Raw genomic sequence first — 26,162 nt, 5'->3', positions numbered from 1 at the left:
GCGTGCAGTATGGAACCCGCCATGCGGCTCGAGAACAGGGTTGTCTTCATCACGGGCGCCTCGCGGGGCATTGGTCGGGCGGTCGCGCTCGCTTGTGCGCGGGAGGGCGCGGACGTCGTCATCGCGGCGAAGTCGGAGGTCGAGGCGAATCCCCGGCTGCCGGGGACGATCCACAGCGTGGCCAAGGAGGTCGAGGGGCTCGGCCGCCGGGCGCTGCCGATCAAGCTCGACGTGCGCGACGCGGACGCGTGCCAGGCGGCGGTCGCCGAAGCGGTGGCGCATTTCGGCCGGCTCGACGTGCTCGTGAACAACGCGGGCGCGCTCTGGTGGGCGGACGTCACCGGGACGCCGATGAAGAAGTTCGACCTCGTGATGGGCATCAACGTGCGGGCGTCGTTCGCGCTCGCGCAGGCGGCCTTGCCGCACATGATCGAGCGCAAGTGGGGGCACATCGTGATGATGTCGCCGCCGGTGGACGCGAACGGGGTCGCGCACCATGGGGCCTACGCGGTCTCCAAGTTCGGCATGACGATGATCGCGCTGGCGATCGCGGAGGAGGCGAAGGCGCACAACGTGACGGCGAACGCGCTCTGGCCGGCGACGGCGATCGAGAGCTACGCGACCATCAACTTCGGCCTCGGCGGCCCGGAGTTCTGGCGCAAGGCCGACATCCTCGCGGACGCGACGCTCGCGCTGATCACGAAGGAGCCCTCGGCGCGGCAGGGCCAGGCCTGGATCGACGAGACGCTCCTGCGTAGCGAAGGCGTGACCGATTTCTCCAAGTACCAGTGCGCGCCTGGCCACGAGCCGCCGCATTTCCCGTTCTCGGCGCTCCCGACGACGACCGAGACGACCGACAAGAAGAAGTGAAGCCATGGCTTCGAGCGACGACGACGACCGAACGATCGGATCGGGCACCACGTTCGCCGTGGATCCGACCCGGGAGATCGCGAGCGTGTTCGACGATCTCGAGGATCTCCTGAAGAACGGCGACGTGATCGAGTCCCTCTCGCAGAGGGGCGTGAACGCGAGCATCGCGCTCACGGCCATCGAGGGGCTCCGGGCCTACCTGGAAGGGAAAAAGGCCGAGGCGGCCGAGGATTTCGCCATGGTGGCGGAGGAGATCCGGGGACGCCTCGAGCTCGCCCGCGCCGCGGAAGGCCCGAAGAACGGGCACGGGGGGCATTCGTGACCACGGTGGCGCCCCCGCCCTGGTATCCGGCCCCGGCGCTCTCGGGCGCGGGGTACTCGGCGGCCGAGCTCGCGGAGAGCTGCGACCGCGTGTTCCTCCTCGACCAGCGGGATCTGCCGGCGCGCGAGGTCTACGTGACGTTGCGCTCGGTCGAGGATGTCGCGGAGGCGATCCGCGCGATGGTCGTGCGCGGCGCGCCGGCGATCGGGATCGCGGCGGCGTACGGCATGGTGCTCGCGGCGCGCGCGTTGCGCCCGGCGGTCGCGGAGCGGTACGTCGCCGGTCTGCGCGCCGCGGCGAGCATGCTGGTGGCGGCGCGGCCGACGGCGGTGAACCTCTCCTGGGCGGTCTCGCGCATGCTCACGTCGGCCGAGGCGCACGCGAGCGACGCGGCCGAGGTGCGCGTGGCGGAGCTCGCGGCGCTCGCGCGGCGCATCCACGTGGAGGACCGCGAGGCGTGCCGGCGGATGGGTCGGATCGGCGCGGCGCGTATCCCGGACGGCGCGACGATCCTCACGCATTGCAACGCGGGCGCGCTGGCGACGGGCGGGTATGGCACGGCGCTCGGCGTGATCCGCGCGGCGGCGGAGGCGGGCAAGCGCGTGCGGGTGCTGGCGGACGAGACGAGGCCGTACCTGCAAGGCGCGCGGCTGACGGCGTGGGAGCTCGCGCAAGACGGCATCCCGGTCGAGGTGATCACGGACTCGATGGCCGGTTATTTCCTGCGGCGGCGCGAGGTGACGGCGATCGTGGTGGGCGCCGACAGGATCGCGCGGAACGGGGACATCGCGAACAAGATCGGCACGTACGGGCTCGCCTGCCTGGCGAAGCACCACGGCGTCCCGTTTTACGTGGCCGCGCCGTGGAGCACGGTCGATCTCGCGACGCTGGACGGGGATCACATCCCGCTCGAGGAGCGCAGCCGGGACGAGGTGGTCCGGGTGGGAGGCGCGGTGCTGGTGCCGGAGGGCGTGCCGGCGCGGCATCCGGCGTTCGACGTGACGCCGGCCGAGCTGATTACGGCGATCTTCACGGAGCGGGGCGAGTTTGCCGCGGGGGAGATCGCGCGGGCGGGCGAGGCGAGCGGGGTGTAGGCCGGTTCGTCCGGGGGTCGCCCGGGCTTTTCATCTCGAAAAACTTGTTCGTCCGGGGGAACCCGGGACAAACGTCCCGGGCATGCCGAAGCCGCGCCGTCCGGATCCCTTGTCCCAGCCGCACGACGCGCTCTTCAAGTGGGCGTTTTCCCAGCGCGAGCACGCGGTCGGCCTGCTCCGGGCAGCTTTGCCGAAGGAGCTCGCGGACGGGATCGACTGGGGCACGTTGCGGCTCGAACAGGGCAGCTTCGTCGACCGCGCGCTCCGCCACCGCCACGGCGACCTCGTGTTTTCGGCGCGCATCCGCGGGAAAAAGGTCTACTTCCACGCGCTCGTCGAGCAGCAGCGCGACGTCGACCCGCTCATGGTGTTTCGCATGGGCGTCTACATGTTTCGGCTCTGGGAGCAGCTCGTCCGCGACGAGCCCAAGCTGAAGGAGCTGCCGCCGATCATCCCCATCGTCGTGCACCACAGCGAGGCGGGCTGGACGGCGGCGACGGCGTTCCAGGATCTCGTGCCGATGGACGCGACGGTTCGTCCCCGGCTTTCCCCGTTCGTCCCGCAGTTCGAGCTCCGGCTGATCGACCTCGGCGGCGGGCGCGCGGGCGATCTCGTGGAGCGGGCGCTCACGTCGCTCGGGCAGGTCGTTTTGTGGTGTCTGTCCGTGGCGGGCGACGACGCGCGGTTCGAGCGGGAGATCGAGCGGATCGGGCAGGCGCTCGACGAGGTGCTACTGGCCAAGGACGGCCTTGCTGCACTTGGCGTGTTGCTGCGGTATCTTGCATCAACCCACCAGCGCATCGGCGCGGAGAAGGTCGGCGAGATCCTGGAACGTGCGACGGGTTCGGAGGTGCGAGACGTGATCATCACCTGGCTAGACAAGGTCGAGGAGCGGGGACGCGTCGAAGGCCGCATGGAGGGACAGGCGCGGCTCTTGCGGAAACTCCTCACGGCGCGCTTCGGCGCTCTGCCGGCCTCCGCCCGCACGAAGATCGCCGACGCGGACGAGGCCACGCTCAGCCGCTGGGGCGTCCGTCTGCTCACGGCCGAAACTCTGGACGAGGTGTTCGGCGAGGTCCGCCGCGCCGCGCCGCCGTCGCGCGCATCCTCTTCCACCCCGCGCGCATCTTCCTCTTCCACCCCGCGCGCAGCAACAAAGACCCGCGCGCGGGTTCGACGCAGCTCCGTGTGACCGTACGCTCGCCGGCCACGCGAGTCCCTTGCCGTCATCTCCCCTCGGCTCCAGAACGGAATCCATGACCGCCGCTTCCCGCTTCGTCCCCAAGCCTCCCTGGTTGAAAGTCCGCGCGCCTGGGGGCGACACCTACCATCACCTCAAGCAGACCTTCCGCGAGCTCGATCTCCACACCGTCTGCGAGGAAGCGCGTTGCCCCAACGTGGGCGAGTGCTGGCGCGAGGGCACGGCGACGGTGATGCTGCTCGGCGACGTCTGCACCCGGGGCTGCCGCTTCTGCGCCGTCACCACCGGCAACCCGCGCGGCGCCGTCGACACGCGCGAGCCCGAGCACGTCGCGCGCGCGATCGCGCGGCTCGATCTCCAGTACGTCGTCATGACCATGGTCAACCGCGACGACCTCCTCGACGGCGGCGCCGAGCACGTCGGCCGCACCGTGCAGCGCTTGAAGTCGCTCCGCCCCGACATCCTCGTCGAGACGCTCGTCGGCGACTTCAGCGGACATCTCTCCGCCGTCGACACCGTCGTCGACGCCAGGCCCGACGTCTTCGCGCACAACGTCGAGACCATCCGCCGCCTCACGCGCACCGTGCGCGACGTGCGATCGAGCTACGATCAGTCGCTCGCCGTGCTCGAGCGCGCCAAGACGCGCGCGCGGGCGCAGGGGATCGAGGGGCAACTGACGAAGAGCTCGATCATGGTCGGCGTCGGCGAGACGGACGACGAGGTCATCGAGACGATGCGGGATCTTCGCGGCGTCGGCGTCGACGTCGTCACGATCGGCCAGTACCTCCGGCCCACGCCCAAGCATCACGAGGTCCTGCGCTTCGTCCCGCCGGAGACGTTCACGCGCTACGAGGAAGAAGCCCTCGCGATGGGCTTCCTCTACGCCGCGTCGGGCCCGCTCGTCCGGTCGAGTTACCGCGCCGCCGAGGTGTTCCTGCGCAGCCTCTTGCGAGGCAAGGGCGGTGAGGGCGGCGACGTGCAGGCCGAGCTCGATGCGCGGCTCGACGTCGCGCGTCGGGAAGCTGCACGGGTCGCTCTGGAGCTCGGCGCGCCAGCGAGCGTCGAGATCCCGCTGGGGTTCGGGGCGCAGGGCGCCGAAGGCGACCCGAAGCCCCGAGCGTCGATCAGCGCAAGGGCCCCGTCGGCGGGCCTCGTTCCGGCGGCGTCGCTCGTGCGGCGCTGACGTCCTGGGCGCCGGGGCTTGGCGTTTCGGTCGGAGTGTGTGAAAAGGGGCGTCTTAGGGAAGGATCCCGGCATGAGCTCCCCTGACGAGAAGTTCATCGAGCGCGTCACGCAGTGCATCGCACGGCCTGGGCCGAACGCCCCGCGCGGCGTGCAGCACTCGATCCTGGCGCAAGCGGCGCGCCTCGCGCAGAGCCGCCCCATGGGGGACGAGGCCACGGCCCCTTCCGGCTTCGATCCTGCGGCGGCCGCGCTCTTCGAGGGCACGGTCGAGAGCGCGTACCTCGTGGCCGCCTCCGATGGTCCGCTCACCACGACCGAGGACGCCGTGCTCCGCTCCATCGTGGGCATTGGTTGCGATGGCAAGGTCTCGGCCGAGCAGATCGAGGCGCTCTTCGGGGAGCTCGCCTCGGCGCACCAACGCGAGAGCGAAGAAGAGCGCGTCGCGCACATCGCGCAGATGATCACGCATCGTGATCACCAGCAGGAGGTGCTGCGCATCGCCGCGATCATGGCGCGCGCGTCGGGCGGCATCCGTCCTTCCGAGCGCGCCTTGCTCGAGCGGCTCGCGCTGCGCTTCGCGCTCGACGCTGCGGCGGTCGACGCGGCGATCACCGAGGCCACCGAGGCCCTCGGCGCCGTCTGAACGTTGGCGCTCGTGCTTGGTCCATCACGCACGGTGCGCGCTCGTGAGGCGTGCACGCGCGGACGCGCACGCGTCTCTCCTGCGTGGCTCGTCATGCTGCGGGTGCAGCACGAAATTGCGCAATGATTGCCGGTCGTTCTGCGGCCTTTTCGCGGATGCAACAATCACGACGCGGCGTGTTGTAAAATGGCGTGATCTGCGCTTGTCCCCTGGCCATTCTGTCGCCCTTTGACTACGGTCCGGGCGCCATCATGAGCACCGCCACCCAACCCGCATCGAGCCTCGCCTCCTCTGCCTCAGGGGGCAGCATGGACGGCTCCGCCCACCCGGTCGCGCGGCATCCGCTCGACGCGCACGCGCCTGACGTCGTGCGTGTTCTCCGCGACGACGGCACCCTCGATCCGGCGAACGATCCTGGTCTTCGCAGCGACGAGGTGCTCACCCTCTACCGCGCGATGGTCCGCGCGCGCCTGCTCGACGAGCGCCTCGTGCTCCTCCAGCGGCAGGGGCGCATCGGCTTCCACATCGGCTGCAAGGGCGAGGAGGCGAGCATCCTCGGCAGCGCCTTTGCCATGCGGCAGAACGACTGGATCTTCCCGTGCTACCGCGAGTTCGCCGCGGCGCTCTGGCGCGGGATGCCGCTCCAGCGGTACGTCGACAACATGTTCGGCAACACGAACGACCCCGTGAAGGGGCGCCAGATGCCGGACCACTACACGTGGAAGACGGGCAAGTTCGGCTCGGTCAGCTCACCCATCGGCACCCAGATCACGCAGGCCGTCGGGTTCGCCTGGGCCGCGAAGATCCGCAAGGAAGACGCGGCGGTCCTCGTCTACTTCGGCGACGGCGCCACGAGCTCGAACGAGTTCCACAACGGCATGAACTTCGCGGGCGTCTTCAAGGCGCCGACGGTCTTCTTTTGCCGCAACAACGGCTGGGCCATCAGCGTGCCCACCGAGCGCCAGACGGCGAGCGAGACCTTCGCGCAGAAGGGCATCGCGTACGGCGTCCCCGGCGTTCGTTGCGACGGGAACGACCTCTTCGCCGTCGTCAAGGTCACCCGCGACGCGGTCGCGCGCGCCGCGCGAGGGGAGGGCCCGACGATCATCGAGGCGCTCACCTACCGGCTCGAAGGCCACTCGACGAGCGACGATCCGAAGGCGTACCGGCCCGAGGCCGGCCTCGACTCCTGGCGCCGCCTCGACCCGATCCCGCGCCTGCGCCGGTACATCGAGCGCACGACGGGCTGGACCGACGCGCAGGACAAGGAGCTCGAGGCCGAGCTCGACGCCGAGCTCAAGGCTGCGATCGCGGTCGCCGAGAAGACGGCTTTGCCCGCGCTCGAGTCGATGTTCGAGGACGTCTTCGGCGAGCTCCCCTGGCACCTGCAGGAGCAGCGGGACGAGCTTTTGCGTGGACCCCGTGCCAAGGGGCACGGCCACTGATCCTCGGGGAAAGCCCCCGCCCTGCTTTCGAGAAGGTCACGGAGAGATAGCACGATGCCTCAGATGAACATGGTCCAGGCCATCAACGACGCCCTCCGCCACGAGATGCGGCGCGACAACCGCGTCGTCGTCCTCGGCGAGGACGTCGGGAAGGTCGGCGGCGTCTTCCGCGTCACGCAGGGGCTCTTCGACGAGTTCGGCGACGAGCGCGTGATCGACACCCCGCTGTCCGAGGGTGGCATCATCGGCACGGCGATCGGCATGGCCCTCTACGGCCTGGTCCCCGTCCCCGAGATCCAGTTCTCCGACTTCATTTTCCCCGCGTACGACCAGATCGTCTCCGAGCTGGCGAAGTACCGGTATCGCTCGGGCGGCGAGTATCCGGCCAAGCTCGTGATCCGCACGCCGACCGGCGGCGGCATCCGCGGCGGCCATTACCACTCGCAGTCGCCCGAGGCGCAGTTCATCCACGTCGCGGGCCTCAAGGTGGTTTGTCCGTCGAATCCGGCGGACGCGAAGGGCCTCCTGCTCGCCTCGATCCGCGACCCGGATCCGGTCCTCTTCTTCGAGCCGAAGCGCATCTACCGCGCGGCGAAGGGCGAGGTCCCCGAGGGGGATCACACGGTGCCGCTCGGCAAGGCCAGCGTCGTGCGCAAGGGCCAGCACGTGACGATCGTCGTCTGGGGCGCGATGCTCTACGAGGCGCTCGACGCGGCGAACCAGGCGGCGGCGCAGGGCATCGACTGCGAGGTCATCGACCTGCGTACGCTCTGGCCGCTCGACATCGAGACGATCATCACGTCGGTGAAGAAGACGGGCCGCGTGGTCGTGGTGCACGAGGCGCCGAAGAGCTGCGGGCTCGGCGGCGAGATCGTCGCGCTCATCAACGAGAAGGCCTTCCTCCACCTCGAGGCGCCGCCGAAGCGCGTGACCGGCTTCGACACGCCCTTCCCGTACACGCTCGAGATGGAGTACCTGCCGCTCTCCCACCGCATCCTGCCGGCGATCATCGAGACCGCGAGGTACTGAGATGGCAAGCTTCGAGTTCAAGCTGCCCGACATCGGCGAGGGCGTCACCGAAGGCGAGATCGTCAAGTGGCTCGTCGCGCCGGGCGACGTCGTCAAGGAAGACCAGCCGATGGTCGAGGTGATGACGGACAAGGCGACCGTCACGATCACCGCGCCGAAGTCCGGCAAGATCCTGGAGACGCGCGCCAAAGAGGGCCAGATCGTCGCCGTGCACTCGGTGCTCGTCGTGTTCGATCTCGACGGCGACAAGCCGCAGGCCGCGCTCGCGCCCGCCGCAGCGGCCGAGCCGACGGCGGCGAGCACGCCGAAGGCTGCCGCGAAGAGTGATGGCCCGGCCGCGACCGCGGTCGGCGACATCAAGGAGGACCTGCCCGGCATGAACCTCATGCCGCTCGGGACCTCGCACACGACGAACGGGATCACGGCGGCGCCCGTGGCCGCGTACTACAACGATAAACCGCTCGCCACGCCGGCCACGCGCAAGCTCGCCCGGGATCTCGGCGTGGATCTGCGTCGCGTCACGCCCACGGGCGCGAGTGGGCGGGTCACGAAGGACGACGTCCGCGGCGCGATCGCCGCGCCCACGACGGCGCCTCTCGCGATGCATACGGCGGCGGCCTCGCATGTGCCGGAGTCGCTCCCGACGGCGTCCGCGCCTCTGGCGAAGCCCGTTGCCGCGCCCGAGCCGCAGCCCGCGGCGCCGGTCACGGCGAAGGCCCCCGCGCCCGTGCGGGTCCCGCCGCCTCCGGCCGGCGAGGAGTCGCTCGAAGAGCGGACCCCGCTGCGCGGCGTGCGCAAGCGGATCTTCGATCAGATGGCCCGCTCGAAGCACACCGCGGCGCACTTCACGTTCGTCGAGGAGTGCGACGTGACGGCGCTGAAGGAGCTTCGCGCGCGCCTGAAGCCCGCGGCGGAGAAGGCCGGCGTGAAGCTCACGTTCCTGCCCTTCTTCGTGAAGGCCGTCGTCGCCGCGCTGAAGAAGCACCCCTCGCTGAACAGCGCCTTCGACGAGACCACGCAGGAGATCGTGCAGCGGCGCTACTACGACATCGGCATCGCGTCCGCCACCGAGGCGGGCCTCATGGTGCCCGTCGTGCGTCGCGCCGATCGCAAGAGCATCCTCGACGTCGCCAAGGACATCCAGCGCCTCGGCGACGACACGAAGGCCGGCAAGGTGCGGGCCGAGGATCTCGGCGGCTCCACGTTCACGATCACCTCGCTCGGAGCGCAGGGCGGCCTCTTCGCGACGCCGATCCTGAACTTCCCCGAGGTCGCGATCCTCGGCATCCACCAGATGAAGCAGAAGCCGGTGGTGCGCGACGGTCAGATCGTGATCGGCGACGTGATGCTGCTCAGTTTGTCCTTCGACCACCGCATCATCGACGGCCACATCGGCGCGGCGTTCGCCTACGAGATCATCGGGTATCTCGAGAACCCGGATCGCTTGTTCCTCGAGATGGCGTGAGCCTCTCCTCCCTCTCCACCGCGTGGAGAGGGAGGGCTCAGGCGGGGGAGATCAAGCGGCCCCGGCTGCCTCCGGGGCTTGCTCCTCCGCCTCGTCCGTCTCCTCTCCGGCCTCGTCCTTCTTCACCTTCGCCTTCGGTTTGCCCGCAGGAATGACGACACCGTGGTTCATCGCCACGGCCTCGCGGATTTTCTGCGTCATCTGCTTCTCCAGCTTCGCCCGGTCACCGAACAGTGCCCAGACTTCCAGCGTGTCGTCGGGTGAGCTTTCGATCGTGCGCTTCGGCAGCGCGTTCACCCAGGCGAAACGATCCGCGGGCGAGGGGTGGCTGTCGTAGGGCGAAGGCTCGGCGTGGATCGCCTCGTCGACCGCCTTCTCGATCTCGGCGTCCTCCGGGGTTTTTCCGCGGACGCGGTAGCGATAGAGGTTCGCGAGCGCGCGCTTCTCCTGGATCACCTCGGAGAGCGCGACCTGCGTGTGCACGTCGAAGCGGATCGACCGCTCGATCACGTGCTTCAGGCCCTCCGTGAACGCATCCGCCCCATACGCGAAGGCTGCCCATCGGTCCGCGAGCACCTCCTGCAAGCGCGAGGCGCCCTGCGAGATCCGCAGGAAGATCTTGTGGAACCCGCTCACGAAGAGCCACGCCGGGTTGTACCAGCCCGCGGCTCCGCCCTGCGCGAGCGAGAGCGCCATTGTGAACACGCTCCGCCGCACGGCCAGCGCGAAGCCGCCGCCGGCCGTGTCCTCGTTGTGGAAATGCCCGTACTCGTGCGCCAGGACGGCCTTGAACGCGCCGATCGAGAAACCGTCGAGCACGCCCGCGCCGAGCACGAGGCATCGCTCCGTGCGCCCCGTGAGCTGACGGAGCAGGCCGCCGCGCTCGAAGACGCCGACCTCCGTCGTCGGCGTCATGTACACGTTGTCCACGGGCCGCGTGCCGATACGACCGGCCACCTCTTCGAGGACGGCGCGCAGCTTCGGGTGTTCGGCGAGGTCGAGCTTGTCGCCCGGCTCGCCCTCCTTCCGCCGGAAAAAGATGCTCTTCAGCATCGCCCACAACGACACCAGCGTGAAGATCGCGACGATCGCCACGAGCTTCACGGGGATCCGACCGATCGCGAGGAAGCCGTAGATGATGCCGCCGCCTGCGACGAGCACGAGCGACATCACGATCGGAAGGCTGATGTAGTAGTAGGCGCAGCAGGCCCAGAGCACGACGCCGTAGATACGCCGCAGCCATTTGTCCGCGCCCGTCGCGTTCTCGTCCGCCGACTTCGGGACGGCCGTCGCCGCGCGCAGCGTGAGCTTGCTCAGCAGTCCCCCGAGGCCGAGCAGCGCGACGAGCCCCGCGAGCCACCCGAGGAAGCCGTAGAGCATCGTCGCGCCGTATCGCTCGTGGAACGGCATCGCCTCCTCGTACTGGCCCTTGAGCGACGTGTACGTTGCCTCGTCGATCCCCAGCGATTTCCCGCGTTCGAGTTTTTCGAGGGCCTTGTCCAGGTGGCCCTCGGACGCGTCGACCATCGACGCGTAGAGGTACGTCGGGGCGAACTCCGGCGCGATGCGCTCGAGCGCGCGCGAGCAGCTCCGGAGCTGATCGAAGCGGCTGTACTGGAGCGCAGATTCGCAGTGCAGGAGCTGGGCGAACTTGTCGTCGGGTTTTCGCGCGGCGGCGGAGCTCGCGAGCTCGAACGCTTCGCGCACATCCAACGTGTTCGGGGCCGCGCCTTGCGGCCGGAGCAGGAGCGCCTGCGCGAGGGCGGCCTTGTTCTCGGCCACGTCCTCCGTTTCGAGCGCCTTGCGGCAGAGCGCGATGGCCTCGTTGCGCGCGCCTTGGTGGAGCTTCACCGTGCAGAGCCGCCGCGTCGCGGCCGAGAACTTCGGCACGCGCGCGCGCACCTGCTCGTAAAGCCCCGCGGCGCTCGCGAGATCGCTCCGCTCGCGGGCCGCGTTGGCCTCGGCGAACAGCGTCGCCGCCTCGGGATCGAGCTTCTGGATCTGCGCGGCGAGCTCCCTCTCGAAGGCCGCCTCGTCAGCGGCCTTTCCCTCCCCGGAGGTGAGCAAACCCGCGAGGGCGACGAGCCACGCCCCTCCGAACCGCCACGCTCGTTTCCCCCACGTCGTCCGCATCCCTCCCACGGCGCCTCCTCCGCGTTTTTCCGCATCCTACCCGACCCGACTGCGGCCGCGCGATCCCGATGGCGACGCTGCGGCGGGCGAGCCCGACCGAGGGCGCGGGGCTTCCGTTCCGTTGGGGCACCTTCGGTTCGATCCGTCGTCCTTTCAGCCGATCGTTGACGCCGCGTGGTGTTGTCACCTAGAGAGAAGCGCCGAGGAGCCGCTTCCCATGCAATTGGGCTCCGTCTTGCGAGGAGACACGTCACCGATGCGCTTCGCCCTGTTCCTGCCACTGCTCTTGGTCTCTGCCGCGGCGTTCGCAGGCGCCGGCTGCGGCGAGCGTGAGGCCACGCCGCTCCCGTTCCAGCAGAAGAAGAAGGGGGCGAACGCCTCGACCGAGGCCGCGAAGCTCGCGGATCTCGACCTCGCGGACATGAAGAACAACTTCGGCACGCTGCCCGCCAAGTACGAGGCGAAGAGCGGCGAGACCGACACGAACCCGATCACGACCGAGAAAGTCGCTCTCGGCCGCATGCTCTACTACGACACGCGGCTCTCGAAGAACCAGGACCTCTCGTGCAACTCGTGCCACCTGCTCGACAAGTTCGGCGTCGACGGCACGAAGGTTTCGAAGGGCCACAGAGGCCAGCTCGGCGGCCGCAACGCGCCCACCGTGTACAACGCCGGCGGGTACGTCGCGCAGTTCTGGGACGGCCGCGCGGGCACGCTCGAAGACCAGGCCAAGGGCCCGATCCTGAACCCGGTCGAGATGGCCATGAAGGACGAGGCGAGCGTCGTCGCGGTGCTCGAGACGATCCCGGGCTACGAGGACGCCTTCAAGAAGGCCTTCCCCGACGACAAGGAGCCGATCTCGTACGACAACCTCGCGAAGGCGATCGGCGCGTTCGAGCGGCAGCTCGTGACGCCCTCGCGTTTCGACAAGTACATGGCCGGCGACAAGACGGCGCTCACGGATCAGGAGCGCGCGGGCCTCACGAAGTTCGTGCAGAACGGCTGCACCTCGTGCCACAGCGGCAGCTCGCTCGGCGGCTCGAGCTTCCAGAAGCTCGGCCTGATCAAGGCGTACCCGAACCAGAAGGATCTCGGCCGCTACGACGTCACGAAGAAGGACGAGGACAAGATGGTCTTCCGCGTCCCGACGCTGCGCAACGTGGCGCAGACGGGGCCGTGGTTCCACGACGGCGCCTTCGATCGCCTGGAGACGGCGGTGCAGGCGATGGCGTATCACCAGCTCGGCAAGGAGCTGCCCGATGCGGACGTCGCGGACATCGTGGCGTTCTTGAAATCGCTGACGGGCGAGATCCCGCTGGAGTACATCAAGAAGCCCGAGCTGCCCGCGAACGGCGAGAAGACGCCGGGCCCCGATCCCACGTGATCATGGAGCCCGAAGCTCCAAACCCTCTGGCGTGGGCGGCGGAAATCGAATAAACCGCCGCCCATGCTGTCCGAGACCCGCGAGAAAATCGAAGACCTCAAAAGGCGCTATGCTGCGCTAAGGGGGCATCTTTGACGTCCCCAAGCTCACGCGCATGCTCGCCGAGCTGACGCAAAAGTCGCTCGAGCCTGGTTTCTGGAACGATCAAACGAAGGCGCAGGCCACGCTGCGCAAGCGCGCGGACGTCGAGCAAAAGCTCGAAGTCGCGCAGACGCTCGGCCGCGCGATCGACGACACCGCCGAGTACCTGGAGCTCGCGGCCGCCGAGAACGACGAAGCCGCGATGGCCGACTGCGAGAAGCAGGTCGTCGAGCTCGACGCGCGTCTGCGCAAGGTTGAGCTCGAGCGGATGCTGAGCGGGCCCGCGGATCAGTCGAATGCCATCGTCAGCATTCACCCGGGCGCCGGCGGCACGGACGCCAAGGACTGGGCGTCGATGCTGCTCCGCATGTACCTGCGCTTCTGCGAGAGGCGCGGCTACAAGACGGAGATCATCGACTACCAGGACGGCGACGAGGCCGGCATCGACGCGGTCTCGTTCACCGTGTCGGGGCCGGGCGCCTACGGGTATCTGCGCTCGGAGACCGGCGTGCACCGGCTCGTGCGCATGAGCCCGTTCAACGCGGATCATACGCGACAAACCGCGTTCGCCGCGGTCGAGATCACGCCCGACGTCGGGGACGACATCCAGATCGACATCAACGAGAAGGACATCGAGATCACGACGATGCGCGCCGGCGGCAAGGGCGGGCAGAACGTGAACAAGGTCGAGACGGCGGTCCGGCTCCGGTACCTGCCCGATCCGACGATCAACATCGTCTGCCGCGCCGAGCGCAGCCAGCATCAGAACCGGGCGATGGCGCTCAAGATGCTGAAGGCGAAGCTCTACGAGCGTGAGCTGGCGCGGCGCGACGCCGAGAACGCCGCGTACCAGGCCTCGAAGACCGCGATCAACTTCGGCAGCCAGATTCGCAACTACGTGCTCGCGCCCTACCGCCTCGTGAAGGACGTGCGGACCGCGTCGGAGTCCGGCAACGTGGATGCAGTGCTCGACGGGGATCTCGACGCGTTCATCGAGGCGTACCTCTTGGCCGCGGCGGGCGGCACGCTGAAGAAGGGCGGCCAAGTGGTCGCAGAGGACGACGCGTGAGCGAGGACAAGCAGGACAAGAAGGGAGGCTCTTCGGCGGCTGCGGCGACACCGCACGCCGAGGAGACCCTGATCGCCGTTCGGAAAGAGAAGGCCACGAAGATCCGCGGGCGCGGGGAAAACCCCTTCGCCAACGACGTCACGTCGGGCGAATCGCTCGTGGATCTCGCCTCGGCCCGCGCGCGGTTCGACGGCGCGAAGAATGCCGCGGGCCGGTACGACGCGGAGAAGGTCACGCCCGAGCCCTTGCGGATCGCGGGCCGGGTCCTCTTCCTGCGGCAGATGGGCGGCGTCTCGTTCGTGCGTCTCCGCGATCGCACGGGCGAGCTTCAGCTCTACTGCGACGAGGCCGTGCTCGGCGAGGCGTATGCGCGCCTGCACGAGGAGATCGACCTCGGCGACATCATCGAGGCGAGCGGCACGGCGATGGCCACGCAGAAGGGGGAGCTCAGCGTCAAGGCGACGAGCTTCCGCCTGCTCACGAAGGCCTATCGCCCGCTGCCCACGAAGACGAGCTTCAAGGACGTCGAGGCGCGTTACCGCATGCGCTACGTCGACCTCGTGGCGAACCGCGAGGTCGCCACGGTCTTCCGGGCGCGTACGTTCCTCATCTCGGCGCTGCGCCGGTTCTTCGACGGCAAAGGGTTTTTGGAGGTCGAGACGCCCACGATGCACACGATCATCGGCGGCGCCGCGGCCCGGCCTTTCAAGACGCACCACAACACGCTCGACATGGAGCTCTTCATGCGCATCGCGCCGGAGCTCTACTTGAAGCGCCTCGTCGTGGGCGGCTTCGAGCGTGTCTACGAGATCGCGCGGTGTTACCGGAACGAGGGGCTCTCCACGCGGCACAACCCCGAGTTCACGATGCTCGAGTACTACCAGGCCTACGCCACGTACGAGACGCTCATGGACCAGACCGAGGCCATGCTCCGCGCCGTCGACGAGGCGCTCGCCGCGGCGCTGCCCGAGGAGCACGCGGCGTGGGCGAAGGGGCGCACCTGGTCCTTCGAGCGGTTCGTCCGGGTCCCGATGGCGAAGGCCATCGAGAACGCCCTCGCTCGCTCGGGTTTGCCCCCGGAGGTCGCCACGAAGGTCGCCGACGACGACGCGCCGATCAAGGTCTGGGCGAAGGCCGCCAAGGAGAAGAAGCGCGAGATCGACTGGGCGAACTTCCGCTCGGGCATGAAGAAGTGCGACTCGGCCGGCGAGCGCGTCTTCTGCGCCTACGAGTACCTCGCCGAGCCTTTCCTCACCGCGGACTACCGCACGGACGACGGCTCGAAGAGCCTGCCCGTGTTCATCATCGACTACCCGTTCGAGGTCTCGCCGCTGGCGCGGAAGAAGGACGGGAATGAAGCGCTCGTCGACAGGTTCGAGCTCTTCGTCGACGGCCGCGAGCTCTGCAACGCCTTCAGCGAGCTGAACGATCCCGAGGATCAGGACGCGCGTTTCCGGGCGCAGGTCGAGAAGAAGGCCAAGGGCGCCGAGGAGACGATGGATTACGACGCCGATTACGTGCGCGCGCTCGAGTACGGCATGCCGCCGACCGCAGGCTTCGGCATGGGCGTCGACAGGCTCACGATGCTGCTCACGGGCGCCGCGTCGATCCGCGACGTCATCCTCTTCCCCCTCCTCCGGCCCGAGGCGAGCGGCAGTTGATCGCAGAGCTTCCCTTCCTCGTCCTGCGTATCCTCTCCGTCCTCGCGTCGGTGTGGATCGCCGTGCTCGGCTTCCGGCGCTTGCAAGCAGGCTCCCCGCGGGGCGTCGCGTGGCTCCTCGGGTCGCTCCTGGGGTTCGCCTTCGTCGGACTCTCGACCCTCGCGGCGAAGACCACGCGCGAGCGGTTCGCGCCGTTCCGGCTGCGGGACGAGATCGTCGGGTTCTCCGCGCTCGGCACGGGCGTGATCTTCCTGCTCGTCGTGCTCGCCGCGTTCCTGCCGGTGATCCTCGACATCTTGGAGCGTCGCGGCTTCAGCTCATACGTGGGCGCGCGGCACGTGCGCGCCACGAAGAGCGGGTTCCTCACGGTGATTAGCGTGCTCAGCATGGCCGGCGTCGCGGTGAGCTCGTGCGCGCTCTGCTCCGTGACGAGCATCATGGGCGGCTTCGGCGCCGACCTGAAGCGCAAGATCCTGGGCAACAACGCGCACATCGTCGTCGACGTGACGCAGCCCGGCGGCTACGGCGACTGGGAAGACAAGCTCGACGGCATCCGGCTCGCGGTCGCGCCGAAGGGCGGGGCGGCGACGCCGGTCGTGGCGGGCGACGCGATGGGCTCGTCGGCGTCGAACACCGCGGGCGCGCTCGTGCGCGGCATCGACACGAACACGATCGCGCAGGTGATCGACCTCAAGCAGAACATCGAGGTCGGCAACTTCGAGTGGCTCGATGATCCAGAGAAGCTCGCGGATCTGCCGGCGGACACGATCATCGGCCGGGGCCCCGGGGGCGAGCCGTACTTCAAGGGGCCGGACCTGCGCGCCTCGGCGGACCTCGATCCGGCGGTGAAGGCAGCGTTGCGCAAGGACGTGAAGGTCCTGCCGGGTGTGATCATCGGCAAGGAGCTCGCGAAGAGCCTGCACGTGCTCGTGGGCGACGAGATCACGTTGCTCTCGCCGATGGGCGAGCTCGGGCCAATGGGCGTGATGCCGCGGACGCGCAGGTTCCGCGTGGCGGCGATCTTCTACAGCGGGATGTACGAGTACGACGCGACGCACGCGTACATCAAGCTCGACGTGGCCCAGAGCTTCTTCAGCATGGGCGACAACATCAGCCAGATCGACGTGCGCGTGCCGGATCCCGAGCGGGTCGCGGAGGTGACGCCGCTCGTGGCGGCCGCGGCCGCGAAGTTCGACATGGGGCCTGGCAAGGAGCCGCTCCGGGTCCGCGATTGGGTGGAGATGAACAAGAACCTCTTCAGCGCTCTGAAGCTGGAGAAGATCGCGACGTTCATCATCCTCTCGATTGCGATCGCGGTCGCGAGCTTCTGCATCGTCTGCACGCTGCTGCTCATGGTGACCGAGAAGGGCAAAGAGATCGCGATCCTGAAGGCGCTCGGCGCGTCGGACGGCGCGATCATGCGCATCTTCATGCTCGAAGGTGTCATCATCGGCGGCATCGGCACCGTGTTCGGCGTGGGCACCGCGTTCGCCGCCTGCTCGGGCCTCGCGCGCTTCGGCGTCCGGTTGGATCCCGAGGTGTATTACATCGACCGATTGCCGGTGAACGTGAACGGGAGCGACTACGCGATGGTCGCGGTCGCCGCGCTCATCATCTGCACGATCGCCACCCTTTATCCGGCCCGCGCGGCGTCGAGGCTTTCGCCCGTCGACGGGCTCCGTTACGAGTGAGCCCATGAGCGAGCCGCTCATCGTCATCGAGAATCTGCAAAAGTCGTTCGTCCACATGGGGCGTCGGCTCGACGTGCTCCGCGGGATCGACCTCGTCATCGATCAAGGCGAGGTCGTGGCGATCGTCGGCCCCTCGGGCGCAGGCAAGAGCACGCTGCTCCATTGCATCGGCACGCTGGACTTGCCGACGAGCGGGAAGATCAAGCTCGCGGGCGAGCACCTCGTGGGCCTGCCGAGCGCGCGCCTCGCGGCGATCCGGAACCGCACGATTGGCTTCGTGTTCCAGTTCCACCACCTCCTGCCCGAGTTCAATGCGCTGGAGAACGTGATGATGCCCGGCCTGATCCAGGGCAAGTCACGCAAGGAAATGGAGGCGCCCGCGACGGCGCTGCTCAACGAGGTGGGCCTCTCGCACCGCGTGACGCATCGGCCCGGCGAGCTCTCGGGCGGCGAGCAGCAACGCGTGGCGCTGGCGCGCGCGCTCGTGCTCTCGCCGAAGCTCCTGCTCGCCGACGAGCCGACGGGCAACCTCGATTCGAGCACCTCGAAGGCGATGCACGAGCTCTTCTTCGAGATCAACCGCAAGCACGGCACGACGATCGTGGTCGTCACGCACAACCCGAGCTTCGCCGAGTCGATGCCGCGGATGGTGACGGTGACCGACGGGCGGATCGAGAGCGACGTTCGTCGCGGTCAATCCCCGTTCGAGGCCGAAAGAGCCGGCGCGGCGCCGGAGGCGAGGGCCGAGGCCCAAGCCTAGAACATAGAACATCGAGCGGCTCTTGAACCGATCGATGTTCTAGGGTTTGGCCGGGGAGCGTTTGTCTCCCCGCACCATTCTTCAGGGGAGGACGAGCTTCTCCGCGATCTTCGCGCTCGATTGCGCGGCGCGCACCGGATTCGCGTAGGGGAACGTGATCGAGACGCCGTCGGTCGTGACCGTGCGCGCGCCGTCGTCGCGCACGATTTCGAGGATCGTCGCGTCGGCGAGCGGGGCCGTGCCGGCCTGGATCGTGGCGAGGTCCTTCGCGGCGGGCACGTACTTCGGGGTCCGGACGTCGCCGGGCCGGCCCATCACGTAGACCAGGGCCGCTGCGGCCTTCTTCGTGTCCTTGCCGTGGAACCAGGCGCCGACGTCGCGCGTGTCGAGGTGGCTGCAACCGGCATAAAGCGCGGCCCCGTCCGCGCCCGTCTCGCGGGCGATTCGCTCGCCCAGCCCGATGAACCGATTGCGGCCTTCGAGCTCGAAAAAGGCCCGCGCGTATCCTTCCGAGAACGCGATTTCGATCTCGCCCCGCGGCTCGTACCGCACGACGGAGACGGACCCGTCGTTCACCTTTGCGAGGAGCGCGTCCACGTCTTCGCCGAGCTTGCTCTTCTGGCTCGCGGCCTCGATCACCGGATGCGTGACCATCTTCCCGTTGTTTGGGCCGAGCCAGAGCCGCACCGTGAATCCTTCGAGCGGCATCGCGCCCCAGGCGCCGCCGGTCCAGAGCATCGCGCGCGCGGCCTCGCAGGCGCGGGCGAGCCTATCGGTTCGCTGCTGGGGGGATTCGAGCCCGGGGTCGGCCGAGGGGGCGGTCGTCGGGGCGGGCCGCTTTCGCAGCGCCGTCACGGTGATCATCACCATCATGCCGATGCCGAGGCCGATCGCGAGGGGAGCAAATCGCTGCGCGGGGGGAAGCTCGACGCTGGTCGGCTTTTTCTTCGGGCCAGGGCCGCGCTTTGGGGGAGGGGTCTTCGGCATGGGCGGAGCTTACTCCACCCGAGGTGTGCCCGGGTACCGCGTCATGTCCGGATCCCGGTTTTTCCGGGATCCGGACATACGCTCAGGGCTTCACGGCCCGAGGCAGTCGTTCGGGCATTCCTGATAGAAGCCGCAGAGAACGATGGCGTTGTAGTCGGCGATGCCGAATACGTGCGCCTGCTCGCAGTCGAGCTGGCACTGCTGATCGCCGGCCGGGCACGCCACGAAGCAGTCGTCGAGCGCGACGCATTCGGCGTTGTTCAGGCAGATCTGCAGGTCGTCCTCGCAGTTGCCGCCCATCCCCGCGGCGCAGGCATAGCAGCCGGCGCAGCCATTGGGGTTGTTGTCGCAGCTCGCCGGGCAGCCGTTCGCCACCGGGTCCACGCCGCAGCTCGTCCCGCACTCCTGGCAGAAGAGGCACTCGATGATGTTGTTGTACTCATCGATGGCGGCCTGCGTCGTTTGCTGCACGCACATGTTCTGGCAGGCCGCGTCGCAGACGCCGCTGGCGGGGTTCAGGCAGTTGAAGAGCGTGACGCAATCCTGGCTGTTCGCGCAGGTCGCGAGCTCGTCCGAGCAGATACCGTCGAACGCGCATTGCTGGCAGGTGCCGCAGCTCCCGAGCGTATCGCAGCCACCGGGCGGCTGGCAGACGCCGGCATAACAGGCGACGCTGGCCAGGCAGGCCGTGCCGCACATGCCGCAGTTCGCCTCGTCCGTCTGCGTGTCGACGCATTCGTTGCCGCACTTCGTCGTCCCGGCCGCGCACGTCGTGCCGCAGGTGCCGTTCGAGCAGACCTGGCCGGCCGCGCAGGCGTTGCCGCACGTGCCGCAGTTGCTCGGATCGAGCTTCGTGTCGACGCAGACGTTGCCGCACTTCGTGGTGCCGGGGCCGCATTGCGCGGCGCACTGGCCGTTCGTGCAGACATTACCGGCGGCGCAGACGTTGCCGCAGGCGCCGCAGTTGCCCGGGTCGTTCTTCGTGTTGACGCAGGTGTTCGCGCACTTCGTCGTGCCGCCGACGCAGTTCAGGTTGCATTGACCGGCCGCGCAGACCTCGCCGGCCGCGCAGACCTTGCCGCACATGCCGCAGTTCGCGCCGTCCGTGCTGGTGTCGACGCAGGTGCTGCCGCACTTCGTCGTGCCGCCGACGCAGGTGAGTTGGCAGGCGCCGTTCGAGCAAACCTGACCGGCAGCGCAGGCCTTGCCGCACATGCCGCAGTTCGCCGTGTCCGTCTTGATGTCGACGCAGAGCGAGCCGCACTTCGTCGTTTGCCCGACGCAGTTGAGCTGGCACTTGCCGGCCGTGCAGACCTCGCCGAAGGGACATGCCGCGCCGCAGGCGCCGCAGTTCAGCGGGTCGAGCGAGAGGTCGATGCACTTGCCATTGCAGTTCGCCGTGCCGCCGACGCAGGCGAGCTGGCACATGCCATTCGAGCAGACCTGGCCGTTCGGGCACGCGGTGCCGCACATGCCGCAGTTCAGCGGGTCGACCGTCGTGTCGACACACTTGCCATTGCAGTTCGTCGTACCGCCGACGCAGGCGAGGCCGCATTGGCCGTTCGCGCAGACCTGGCCGGCCGCGCAGGCCGTGCCGCACATGCCGCAGTTCGTCGGGTCGATGGTCGTGTCGACGCACTTGCCATTGCAGTTCGTCGTGCCGCCGACGCATTGCGTGGCGCACTGCCCGTTCGAGCACGCCTGACCGGCCGGGCACATCGTGCCGCACATGCCGCAGTTCAGCGCGTCGATCGTGATGTCGACGCACTTGCCATTGCAGTTCGTCGTGCCGCCGACGCAGGCGAGGCCGCATTGGCCGTTTGCGCAGACCTCACCGGCCGCGCAGGCCGTGCCGCACATGCCGCAGTTCGCCGGGTCGAGGGTCGTGTCGACGCACTCGCTCCCGCACTTCGTCGTGCCGCCGACGCATTGCGTGCCGCACTGGCCGCCCGAGCAGACCTCATCGGCCGCGCAGGCCGTGCCGCACGTGCCGCAGTTCGCCGGGTCGAGATTCGTGTCGACGCATTTGCCATCGCAATTCGTCGTGCCGCCGGCGCACGTCAGGCCGCACATCCCCGCCGCGCACACCTCGCCGGCCGCGCAGGCCGCGCCACACGCGCCGCAGTTGTTCGGATCGATATCGGTGAGCGTGCACGTGCCGTCGCAGTCGGTTTGTCCGGCGGGACACGGGTCGCTGCCGCCCATGCCGGAGCCGCCGTTGCCGCCGCCCATGCCGCCCATGCCGCCGGTCGCGCCAGCGCCGCCTTCGCCGGCGGTCGTGTTCGACCCGCCGTCGCTACACCCCGTCCAAGAGGCCACGGCGAGGCTCATGAAAGCCGCCGTCAGCGCCCATCGCCACCCCCCTCGGGGGGCCTGCGCCTTGTTGCTCATTGTTGTTGAAACCTTCCTGTAAGCAGGCACATCCGCGATTCGAGTGCTTCCTATCCGTCCCCCGCCTCACGGTCTTCCGCGTTCGTCGGCATTCGCGCCGCACGCGCGGTATTTTTTCAGGCGACCATGCCGCAGTTTTGGGAAGGAAGAGATCCGCTGGAATCGCCCCGGGGACCGTCCCTCGGGCGACCGACCTTACCACCGCTCGGACGGACGTGGAAGCGTTGGGACAGCTATCGGACGGACGAGAAATGTCCGAAAGGCCGGAAAGTCGTCTGTTAAAGCGGCAATTCGTCTAGCAATGCGATGCGTCCTGCCTGGAAGCGTCTGTTCAAGCGGCCATTTGTCTAGCCGAGGCGCTGATGGAGGATTTCGGCGGCGCGCAGGGCCATGGCCATGATGGTCATCTGCGGGTTCACCCCGAGCGAGGAAGGGATAGCACTGCCGTCGCATACATAGAGGCCCGCGACGTCGTGGGCTTCGTGGTCGGGGCCGAGGCAGGAGCGGGCGGGATGGGTTCCGATACGGCATGTGCCGAGGGGGTGGTACGCCGTGACCTCGATGTCCCCGGCGCGGATGCGGCTCGCTCGGAGACGCGCGAGCGCGTCCTTCGTGTTCACCTCGTCGTGGCCCGTGACGAACGGCAAGACGCGGCGCGCGCCGGCCGCTTGAAAGACCTCGCAAAGGATCTCGACGCCGCGCTGGAGGAGGCGCGTATCCCGCTCGTTCATGCGGTAGAGCAGGAGCGGGCGGCCGCCGGGGCCCGTGCGGACCTCGCCGCGGCTATGGTCCTGGACCATGAAGCCGAATGACGCGAGGTAAGGGTATTTTTCCATCAGCTCGATGTACCGCGGGCCGGACCAGGGCACGCCGAGCGCGGTGACGTCGAAGGGGAGCGAGCTGCCTTCGAAGAGCAGGCCTTCTTCGGCGAAATGGTCGATCGAATACCCTTGGGGGATCCCGTTCCATGGATCGACGCGGTCGTCGAAGAGCGCCATCACCTTCGAGGCGGGGTGGATCGAGAGGTTTTTCCCGAGCATCCCCGAGGAGAGGCAAGCGCCGCTGCGGCGCAGGAGCAGCGGCGTCATGAGCGTGCCGCCGGCGACGATCACGGCATCCGCGCGGACGCGGAGGCGCGGGGGTCGGCCCTTCGTCCGTTCGGCGCCGAGCGTCGCGGTGACGCCGCGGGCGCGGCCGGCCACGATGTCCACGAAATCGGCGCGCGCGGCCGTCACGAGCTCGGCGCCGCGGGCGAGCGCGGCGGGCACGTAACTCACGTCGGTCGATCGTTTCGCGCCCGTGGGGCAGCCAAAGCAGCAGATGCCCTGGCCATCGCAATCGGGGGCGTTGCGGGTGAGCGCGTGGTGGCGGAGGCCGAGGTGCTCGGCGCCGCGCGCGATGATGCCGGCGATCTTGCCGAGGTGGAGCGGGCTCGCGGGCGCGACGCCGAGCATGGCCTCGACGCGCTCGTAATAAGGGCCGAGGCCTTCGGGCGAGAAGTCGCGGGGCAGGCCGTGGCGATCACGCCAGTACGCGAAGGTGCGGGCGGGGGCGCGGTAGCAGGTGCCCGAGTTGATGACCGTGCTGCCGCCGACGGCGCGGCCGACCCAGACGGGGATGTTCACGTTGCCGAGCGCGACGGTCATTCCCTTGTCGCGGTAGAGGTCGCGATATGCGCGGGAGGGCCTGCCGTTGAAGCTCGACCGCCGGTGGTAATGGCCCTCCTCCAGCATGAGCACGGCCCGCCCGCGCGAGGCGAGCTCGTAGGCCGCGGCCGCGCCGCCCGCGCCCGTGCCGACCACGACGACCTCGCATTCGAGGTCGAGATCCTCCTCGATTTCGCGCCCGTCGGTCACGCGGGCGAGCCAGCGGGGTTTTTCGTCGCGCACCGTCTCGAGTTCGTAACGACAACCGACGTGGCGATACATTTCGGGCCGGTCGAAATGCATTGCCTTCAGCGGCGTGAGCAGGACCCGGAGGACCTCGCGGATCGGCAGCACGCGCGATTGCTCGAAGCCCCCGAGGGCCGCGAGGCGCGCCTCGCGCGAAAGCTCGGAGAACGGCCTTCGTTTCGTCGGCAACGTGGAGAGCTCGACGGCCCAAAGGGCGGCCTGAAAGACGCGGATCCCTTCCCGCGGGATGTCGGACAGGTAGCGGTGCGTGGCCTCGGCGGTCTCTCGGCCCGCGCCTTCGAGGAAATGCCCCGGCGGCAGCGCGACCTCGGCGACCGCCGTCAGGATGTCGAGCTCGCGCGCGGAGAGCCACCGGTCTCGGTCGTCCCGCGCGTGTGCCGGCGCCTTGTTCCTGTGCCCACTCGAAGGAGGACCCGTTTCGGTGGGGACGGATAGCAGAGGGTCCAGGTGCGCAACCATGCGTGCCTCCCTTGTGTACTAAAAATTCTGTAGCTAAAGAATGCACAGAACACAAGGGAGCGAGCACGACGGCTCGGCATGCCGAGCCGTGGCGTCACTCGATCGGGAGCACGATGAGCGGGCTCGAGTGGTGCAGGTTGAGCGACTCCCAGGCCTCGTCGTCGACGGCGACGCCGCGGGGGCCCTCGCGCAGGTTGCCGAGGACGGCGCGGAAGAAGGGCGGCTCGGGCATCTCGATGGCGAGGATGCCTTTGCGGTCGCCGGCGGTCGGGGAGAAGGGGCGATCGGCGCGGGTGCGCTTCGTGTCGGCGATCAGGCTGATTTCGTCCATCCGCGCCGTGTAGTGCGGGCCGCCGTCGAAGGGGTCGACGCGGTGGGCGTAGCGGAAGCCGATGCGGCGCAGGAGTTTTTCGACGCCGCGGGTCTGCAAGCCCGTCTTGCCGATGACCTTCTGCGCGTCCTCGGGCATGAGGGTCGCGTGGATCGCGCCCTCGGGGAAGAGGCCCTTGATGAACTCTTTGTTCTTCTTCGAGAGCCGGTCGGCTTCGCCATACGAGAGGGCGGTGAAGCGGCGGCCGAGGGCCTCCCACAGGTGGCTCGTGCCGTCGGGTTCGAGCGGAGGCATGAGCTCGGCGAGGACCTCCTGCTGGAAGAGATCGCGGTGGGCGGCGAGGTAGAGGAACCGGACGTAGGAGATGGCCGTGCCGAGCCGGTCGCTGGCGCGGCGGTACTCGGGCATGATCACGAGGCCGCCGATCTCGGTCGGGCCGTCGTACGAGTAGCCGATGCGCAGGAGCGTGTGGTGGAAGTGCCGGTCGATCGTGGCCGAGTAGCGCTCCTCGTCGAGCACGTCGAAGTAGATGTACGGCGCGCCCCGCCGGCCGAGCTGCGCGATGATCATCGAGGTGCCGACGATGTGCTCCTTCGCGCGGTCGACGAGCACGAAGACGTACTGCCGGAGGCGCGGGTCCTTGATCTCGCCGGTGAAGCTCTTGTGGGAGAGGCTCACGATCTCGTGAATCTCGTCCCGATCGTGCGGCAGGTTGACCGAGTTGAGGTGTCGCGCGACGCGGAGCATTTGCTCCTCATCACCGAGGGTGGCGGCGCGAATCTCGTAGGGCAGCATGGGAAAACAGAGGCCTTGGGGCGCGGTGGCTCGGCTCGTCCGAGCGCAGCGGGTCCCCCAGAGGCGGACAGCCTAGATGGGCGAGCGGCCTTGGGCCACCAGGGACGGCGAGCGAGCGCCCGTGGCCCCGTGGAATCCGAGCCGCTCAGGGATGCGTTAGCCCGGACAGCATGCGCTCGTCCAGCTCTCTCCCATATCCCGTTTCGTGCAGCCGTCGCCCGCGATGACCGGGTTCCGGCTGTAAAACGTGCCTCCCTCGTACCGATAGGCGGCAGGGCGTCCAGCGTAATACGCCTTGCAATCGTCGTCGAATCGTGGCGTGCGGCTGCGACGCACGGGTGCGGGCTCGGCGGCGAGGGGTTCGGCGGTGGCGGCCGTGGCGGCGGGGGGCGGGGCGCCCTCGGCGGGAGCGGGCAGGGCCACGCCGCCGAGGGAGCAAGCTCTGCCATTCCACGAGAAACCGGGCTCGCACAGGGGATCGCCCTTCACACGGACGCAGGCATCGCCGCGGGCCTCGGTCTCGGGAGGGCAGGTGAGGGGGGTTTGCGACTTCGCGCAACGCACGCCGAGGGAAGCGCTCCACTTGTGCGGCTCGTAACGATTGCGCAGGGCCGTGCGGAGCCATTTGGGGAACCGGCGGCTCCAGCTCCCGCCGCGGTAGACGCGGTGCGTGCCGGTGGTGGCCTCGTCCGGGTAGGGGCCGTAGACGGTGGACGTCCACTCCCACACATTGCCCGACATATCGTAGAGGCCGAAGGCGCCGGCAGGGAAGGAGCGGACGGGGCAGGTGCCGGGGTGGTCGTAGCAGGCGTGTTTTTCGTCGGGCGGGTCGTCGCCCCAGGAGAACTTGCGGTGCTCGTTGCCGGCGCGGGCGGCGTACTCCCACTCGCGCTCGGTGGGCAGGCGCTTCTTGGCGAAGGCGCAGTAGGCCTCGGCTTGGTGGAAGTCGATGCAACTGATGGGGTGATCGGCGTGGCCTTCGGCGTCTCGGGGGCAGAAGGCCTCGCCGGTGTGCGAAGGGGTGCAAGTGCCGGCGGCGATGCAGGCGCGGTAGGCGGCGACGGTGACCTCGGTGCTGTCGAGGTAGAAGCCGGCGAGGACGACCTCGTGCATCGGCCGCTCCTCGGGCAACCCTTCGGTCGCGCGCGAGCCCATGAGGTAGACGGCCGGCGGGAGGGCGATCATGCCCTCGG

Annotated in this window: 20 protein-coding genes; 14 read left to right on the top strand and 6 right to left on the bottom strand. The window is 68.7% G+C overall.

Features of this window, described 5'->3' with window-relative positions:
- Window positions 1-21 precede the first annotated feature (21 nt).
- The 9 genes from E8A74_RS04440 (at window position 22) to E8A74_RS04400 (ending at window position 9,254) form a co-directional block, all read left to right on the top strand.
- Complete coding sequence (locus E8A74_RS04440) at window positions 22-870, top strand: SDR family oxidoreductase (RefSeq protein WP_136927649.1); 849 nt, start codon at window positions 22-24, stop codon at window positions 868-870.
- Window positions 871-874: 4 nt separating this feature from the next.
- Window positions 875-1,192, top strand: a complete 318-nt coding sequence (locus E8A74_RS04435; RefSeq protein ID WP_136927648.1) for a hypothetical protein — start codon at window positions 875-877, stop codon at window positions 1,190-1,192.
- A gap of 89 nt (window positions 1,193-1,281) precedes the next feature.
- The gene (gene mtnA, locus E8A74_RS04430) at window positions 1,282-2,286 is read left to right on the top strand and encodes an S-methyl-5-thioribose-1-phosphate isomerase (RefSeq protein ID WP_420814203.1); all 1,005 of its coding nucleotides are present in this window, start codon (window positions 1,282-1,284) and stop codon (window positions 2,284-2,286) included.
- A gap of 82 nt (window positions 2,287-2,368) precedes the next feature.
- Window positions 2,369-3,478, top strand: coding sequence for an Rpn family recombination-promoting nuclease/putative transposase (locus tag E8A74_RS04425; protein ID WP_136927647.1), 1,110 nt, complete (start codon window positions 2,369-2,371; stop codon window positions 3,476-3,478).
- A 64-nt stretch (window positions 3,479-3,542) separates the two neighbouring features.
- Window positions 3,543-4,670: a lipoyl synthase gene (gene lipA / locus E8A74_RS04420; protein ID WP_136927646.1), complete on the top strand. Its 1,128-nt coding sequence runs from the start codon at window positions 3,543-3,545 to the stop codon at window positions 4,668-4,670.
- 72 nt (window positions 4,671-4,742) lie between these two features.
- A complete protein-coding gene (locus E8A74_RS04415) occupies window positions 4,743-5,315 on the top strand; it encodes a tellurite resistance TerB family protein (protein WP_136927645.1) in 573 nt (190 codons plus the stop codon).
- A 308-nt stretch (window positions 5,316-5,623) separates the two neighbouring features.
- Window positions 5,624-6,760, top strand: coding sequence for a thiamine pyrophosphate-dependent dehydrogenase E1 component subunit alpha (locus tag E8A74_RS04410; protein WP_232379371.1), 1,137 nt, complete (start codon window positions 5,624-5,626; stop codon window positions 6,758-6,760).
- 54 nt (window positions 6,761-6,814) lie between these two features.
- The gene (locus E8A74_RS04405) at window positions 6,815-7,789 is read left to right on the top strand and encodes an alpha-ketoacid dehydrogenase subunit beta (RefSeq protein ID WP_136927643.1); all 975 of its coding nucleotides are present in this window, start codon (window positions 6,815-6,817) and stop codon (window positions 7,787-7,789) included.
- 1 nt (window position 7,790) lies between these two features.
- Window positions 7,791-9,254: a dihydrolipoamide acetyltransferase family protein gene (locus tag E8A74_RS04400; RefSeq protein WP_136927642.1), complete on the top strand. Its 1,464-nt coding sequence runs from the start codon at window positions 7,791-7,793 to the stop codon at window positions 9,252-9,254.
- 51 nt (window positions 9,255-9,305) lie between these two features.
- Here E8A74_RS04400 and E8A74_RS04395 read toward each other — a convergent pair whose 3' ends face one another.
- A complete protein-coding gene (locus E8A74_RS04395) occupies window positions 9,306-11,387 on the bottom strand; it encodes a M48 family metallopeptidase (RefSeq protein ID WP_136927641.1) in 2,082 nt (693 codons plus the stop codon).
- Between the two features lie 256 nt (window positions 11,388-11,643).
- On the opposite strand from E8A74_RS04395, the gene E8A74_RS04390 reads away from it, so the two are divergent.
- The 5 genes from E8A74_RS04390 (at window position 11,644) to E8A74_RS04370 (ending at window position 18,093) form a co-directional block, all read left to right on the top strand.
- Window positions 11,644-12,771, top strand: coding sequence for a cytochrome-c peroxidase (locus tag E8A74_RS04390; protein ID WP_136927640.1), 1,128 nt, complete (start codon window positions 11,644-11,646; stop codon window positions 12,769-12,771).
- A gap of 63 nt (window positions 12,772-12,834) precedes the next feature.
- Window positions 12,835-13,981 (top strand): peptide chain release factor 2 gene (prfB, locus tag E8A74_RS04385; RefSeq protein WP_136927639.1). Its coding sequence is split into 2 segments (ribosomal slippage): window positions 12,835-12,903 and window positions 12,905-13,981, totalling 1,146 coding nucleotides; the frame shifts between segments, so codons are not numbered across the junction.
- Window positions 13,978-15,642, top strand: a complete 1,665-nt coding sequence (gene lysS, locus E8A74_RS04380) for a lysine--tRNA ligase (RefSeq protein WP_136927638.1) — start codon at window positions 13,978-13,980, stop codon at window positions 15,640-15,642. Before prfB ends, lysS begins: the two co-directional genes overlap by 4 nt.
- Window positions 15,639-17,333, top strand: a complete 1,695-nt coding sequence (locus E8A74_RS04375) for an ABC transporter permease (RefSeq protein WP_136927637.1) — start codon at window positions 15,639-15,641, stop codon at window positions 17,331-17,333. The genes lysS and E8A74_RS04375 overlap by 4 nt, the downstream gene beginning before the upstream one ends.
- 4 nt (window positions 17,334-17,337) lie before the next feature.
- Window positions 17,338-18,093, top strand: a complete 756-nt coding sequence (locus E8A74_RS04370; RefSeq protein ID WP_136927636.1) for an ABC transporter ATP-binding protein — start codon at window positions 17,338-17,340, stop codon at window positions 18,091-18,093.
- Between the two features lie 81 nt (window positions 18,094-18,174).
- On the opposite strand, the gene E8A74_RS04365 is transcribed toward E8A74_RS04370, so the two are convergent.
- From E8A74_RS04365 to E8A74_RS04345, 5 genes are all read right to left on the bottom strand, one after another.
- Window positions 18,175-19,080 carry a hypothetical protein gene (locus E8A74_RS04365; protein WP_136927635.1) on the bottom strand — a complete coding sequence of 302 codons (906 nt, stop codon included), beginning with the start codon at window positions 19,078-19,080 and terminating at the stop codon, window positions 18,175-18,177.
- A 90-nt stretch (window positions 19,081-19,170) separates the two neighbouring features.
- The gene (locus tag E8A74_RS04360; protein ID WP_170228849.1) at window positions 19,171-21,399 is read right to left on the bottom strand and encodes an MXAN_6577-like cysteine-rich protein; all 2,229 of its coding nucleotides are present in this window, start codon (window positions 21,397-21,399) and stop codon (window positions 19,171-19,173) included.
- Window positions 21,400-21,818: 419 nt separating this feature from the next.
- Window positions 21,819-23,843 carry a GMC family oxidoreductase gene (locus tag E8A74_RS04355; RefSeq protein ID WP_136927633.1) on the bottom strand — a complete coding sequence of 675 codons (2,025 nt, stop codon included), beginning with the start codon at window positions 23,841-23,843 and terminating at the stop codon, window positions 21,819-21,821.
- A 94-nt stretch (window positions 23,844-23,937) separates the two neighbouring features.
- A complete protein-coding gene (locus tag E8A74_RS04350) occupies window positions 23,938-24,969 on the bottom strand; it encodes an arginine N-succinyltransferase (protein ID WP_136927632.1) in 1,032 nt (343 codons plus the stop codon).
- Window positions 24,970-25,125: 156 nt separating this feature from the next.
- Window positions 25,126-26,154, bottom strand: coding sequence for a formylglycine-generating enzyme family protein (locus E8A74_RS04345; RefSeq protein ID WP_136927631.1), 1,029 nt, complete (start codon window positions 26,152-26,154; stop codon window positions 25,126-25,128).
- Window positions 26,155-26,162: the final 8 nt, after the last annotated feature.

The sequence above is a fragment of the Polyangium fumosum genome, assembly GCF_005144585.1.
In the GTDB taxonomy this organism is placed as follows: Bacteria; Myxococcota_A; Polyangia; order Polyangiales; family Polyangiaceae; genus Polyangium; species Polyangium fumosum.
The sequence above is the reverse complement of the archived record's forward strand: the minus strand, read 5'-3'. Positions and strand labels throughout refer to the sequence as shown.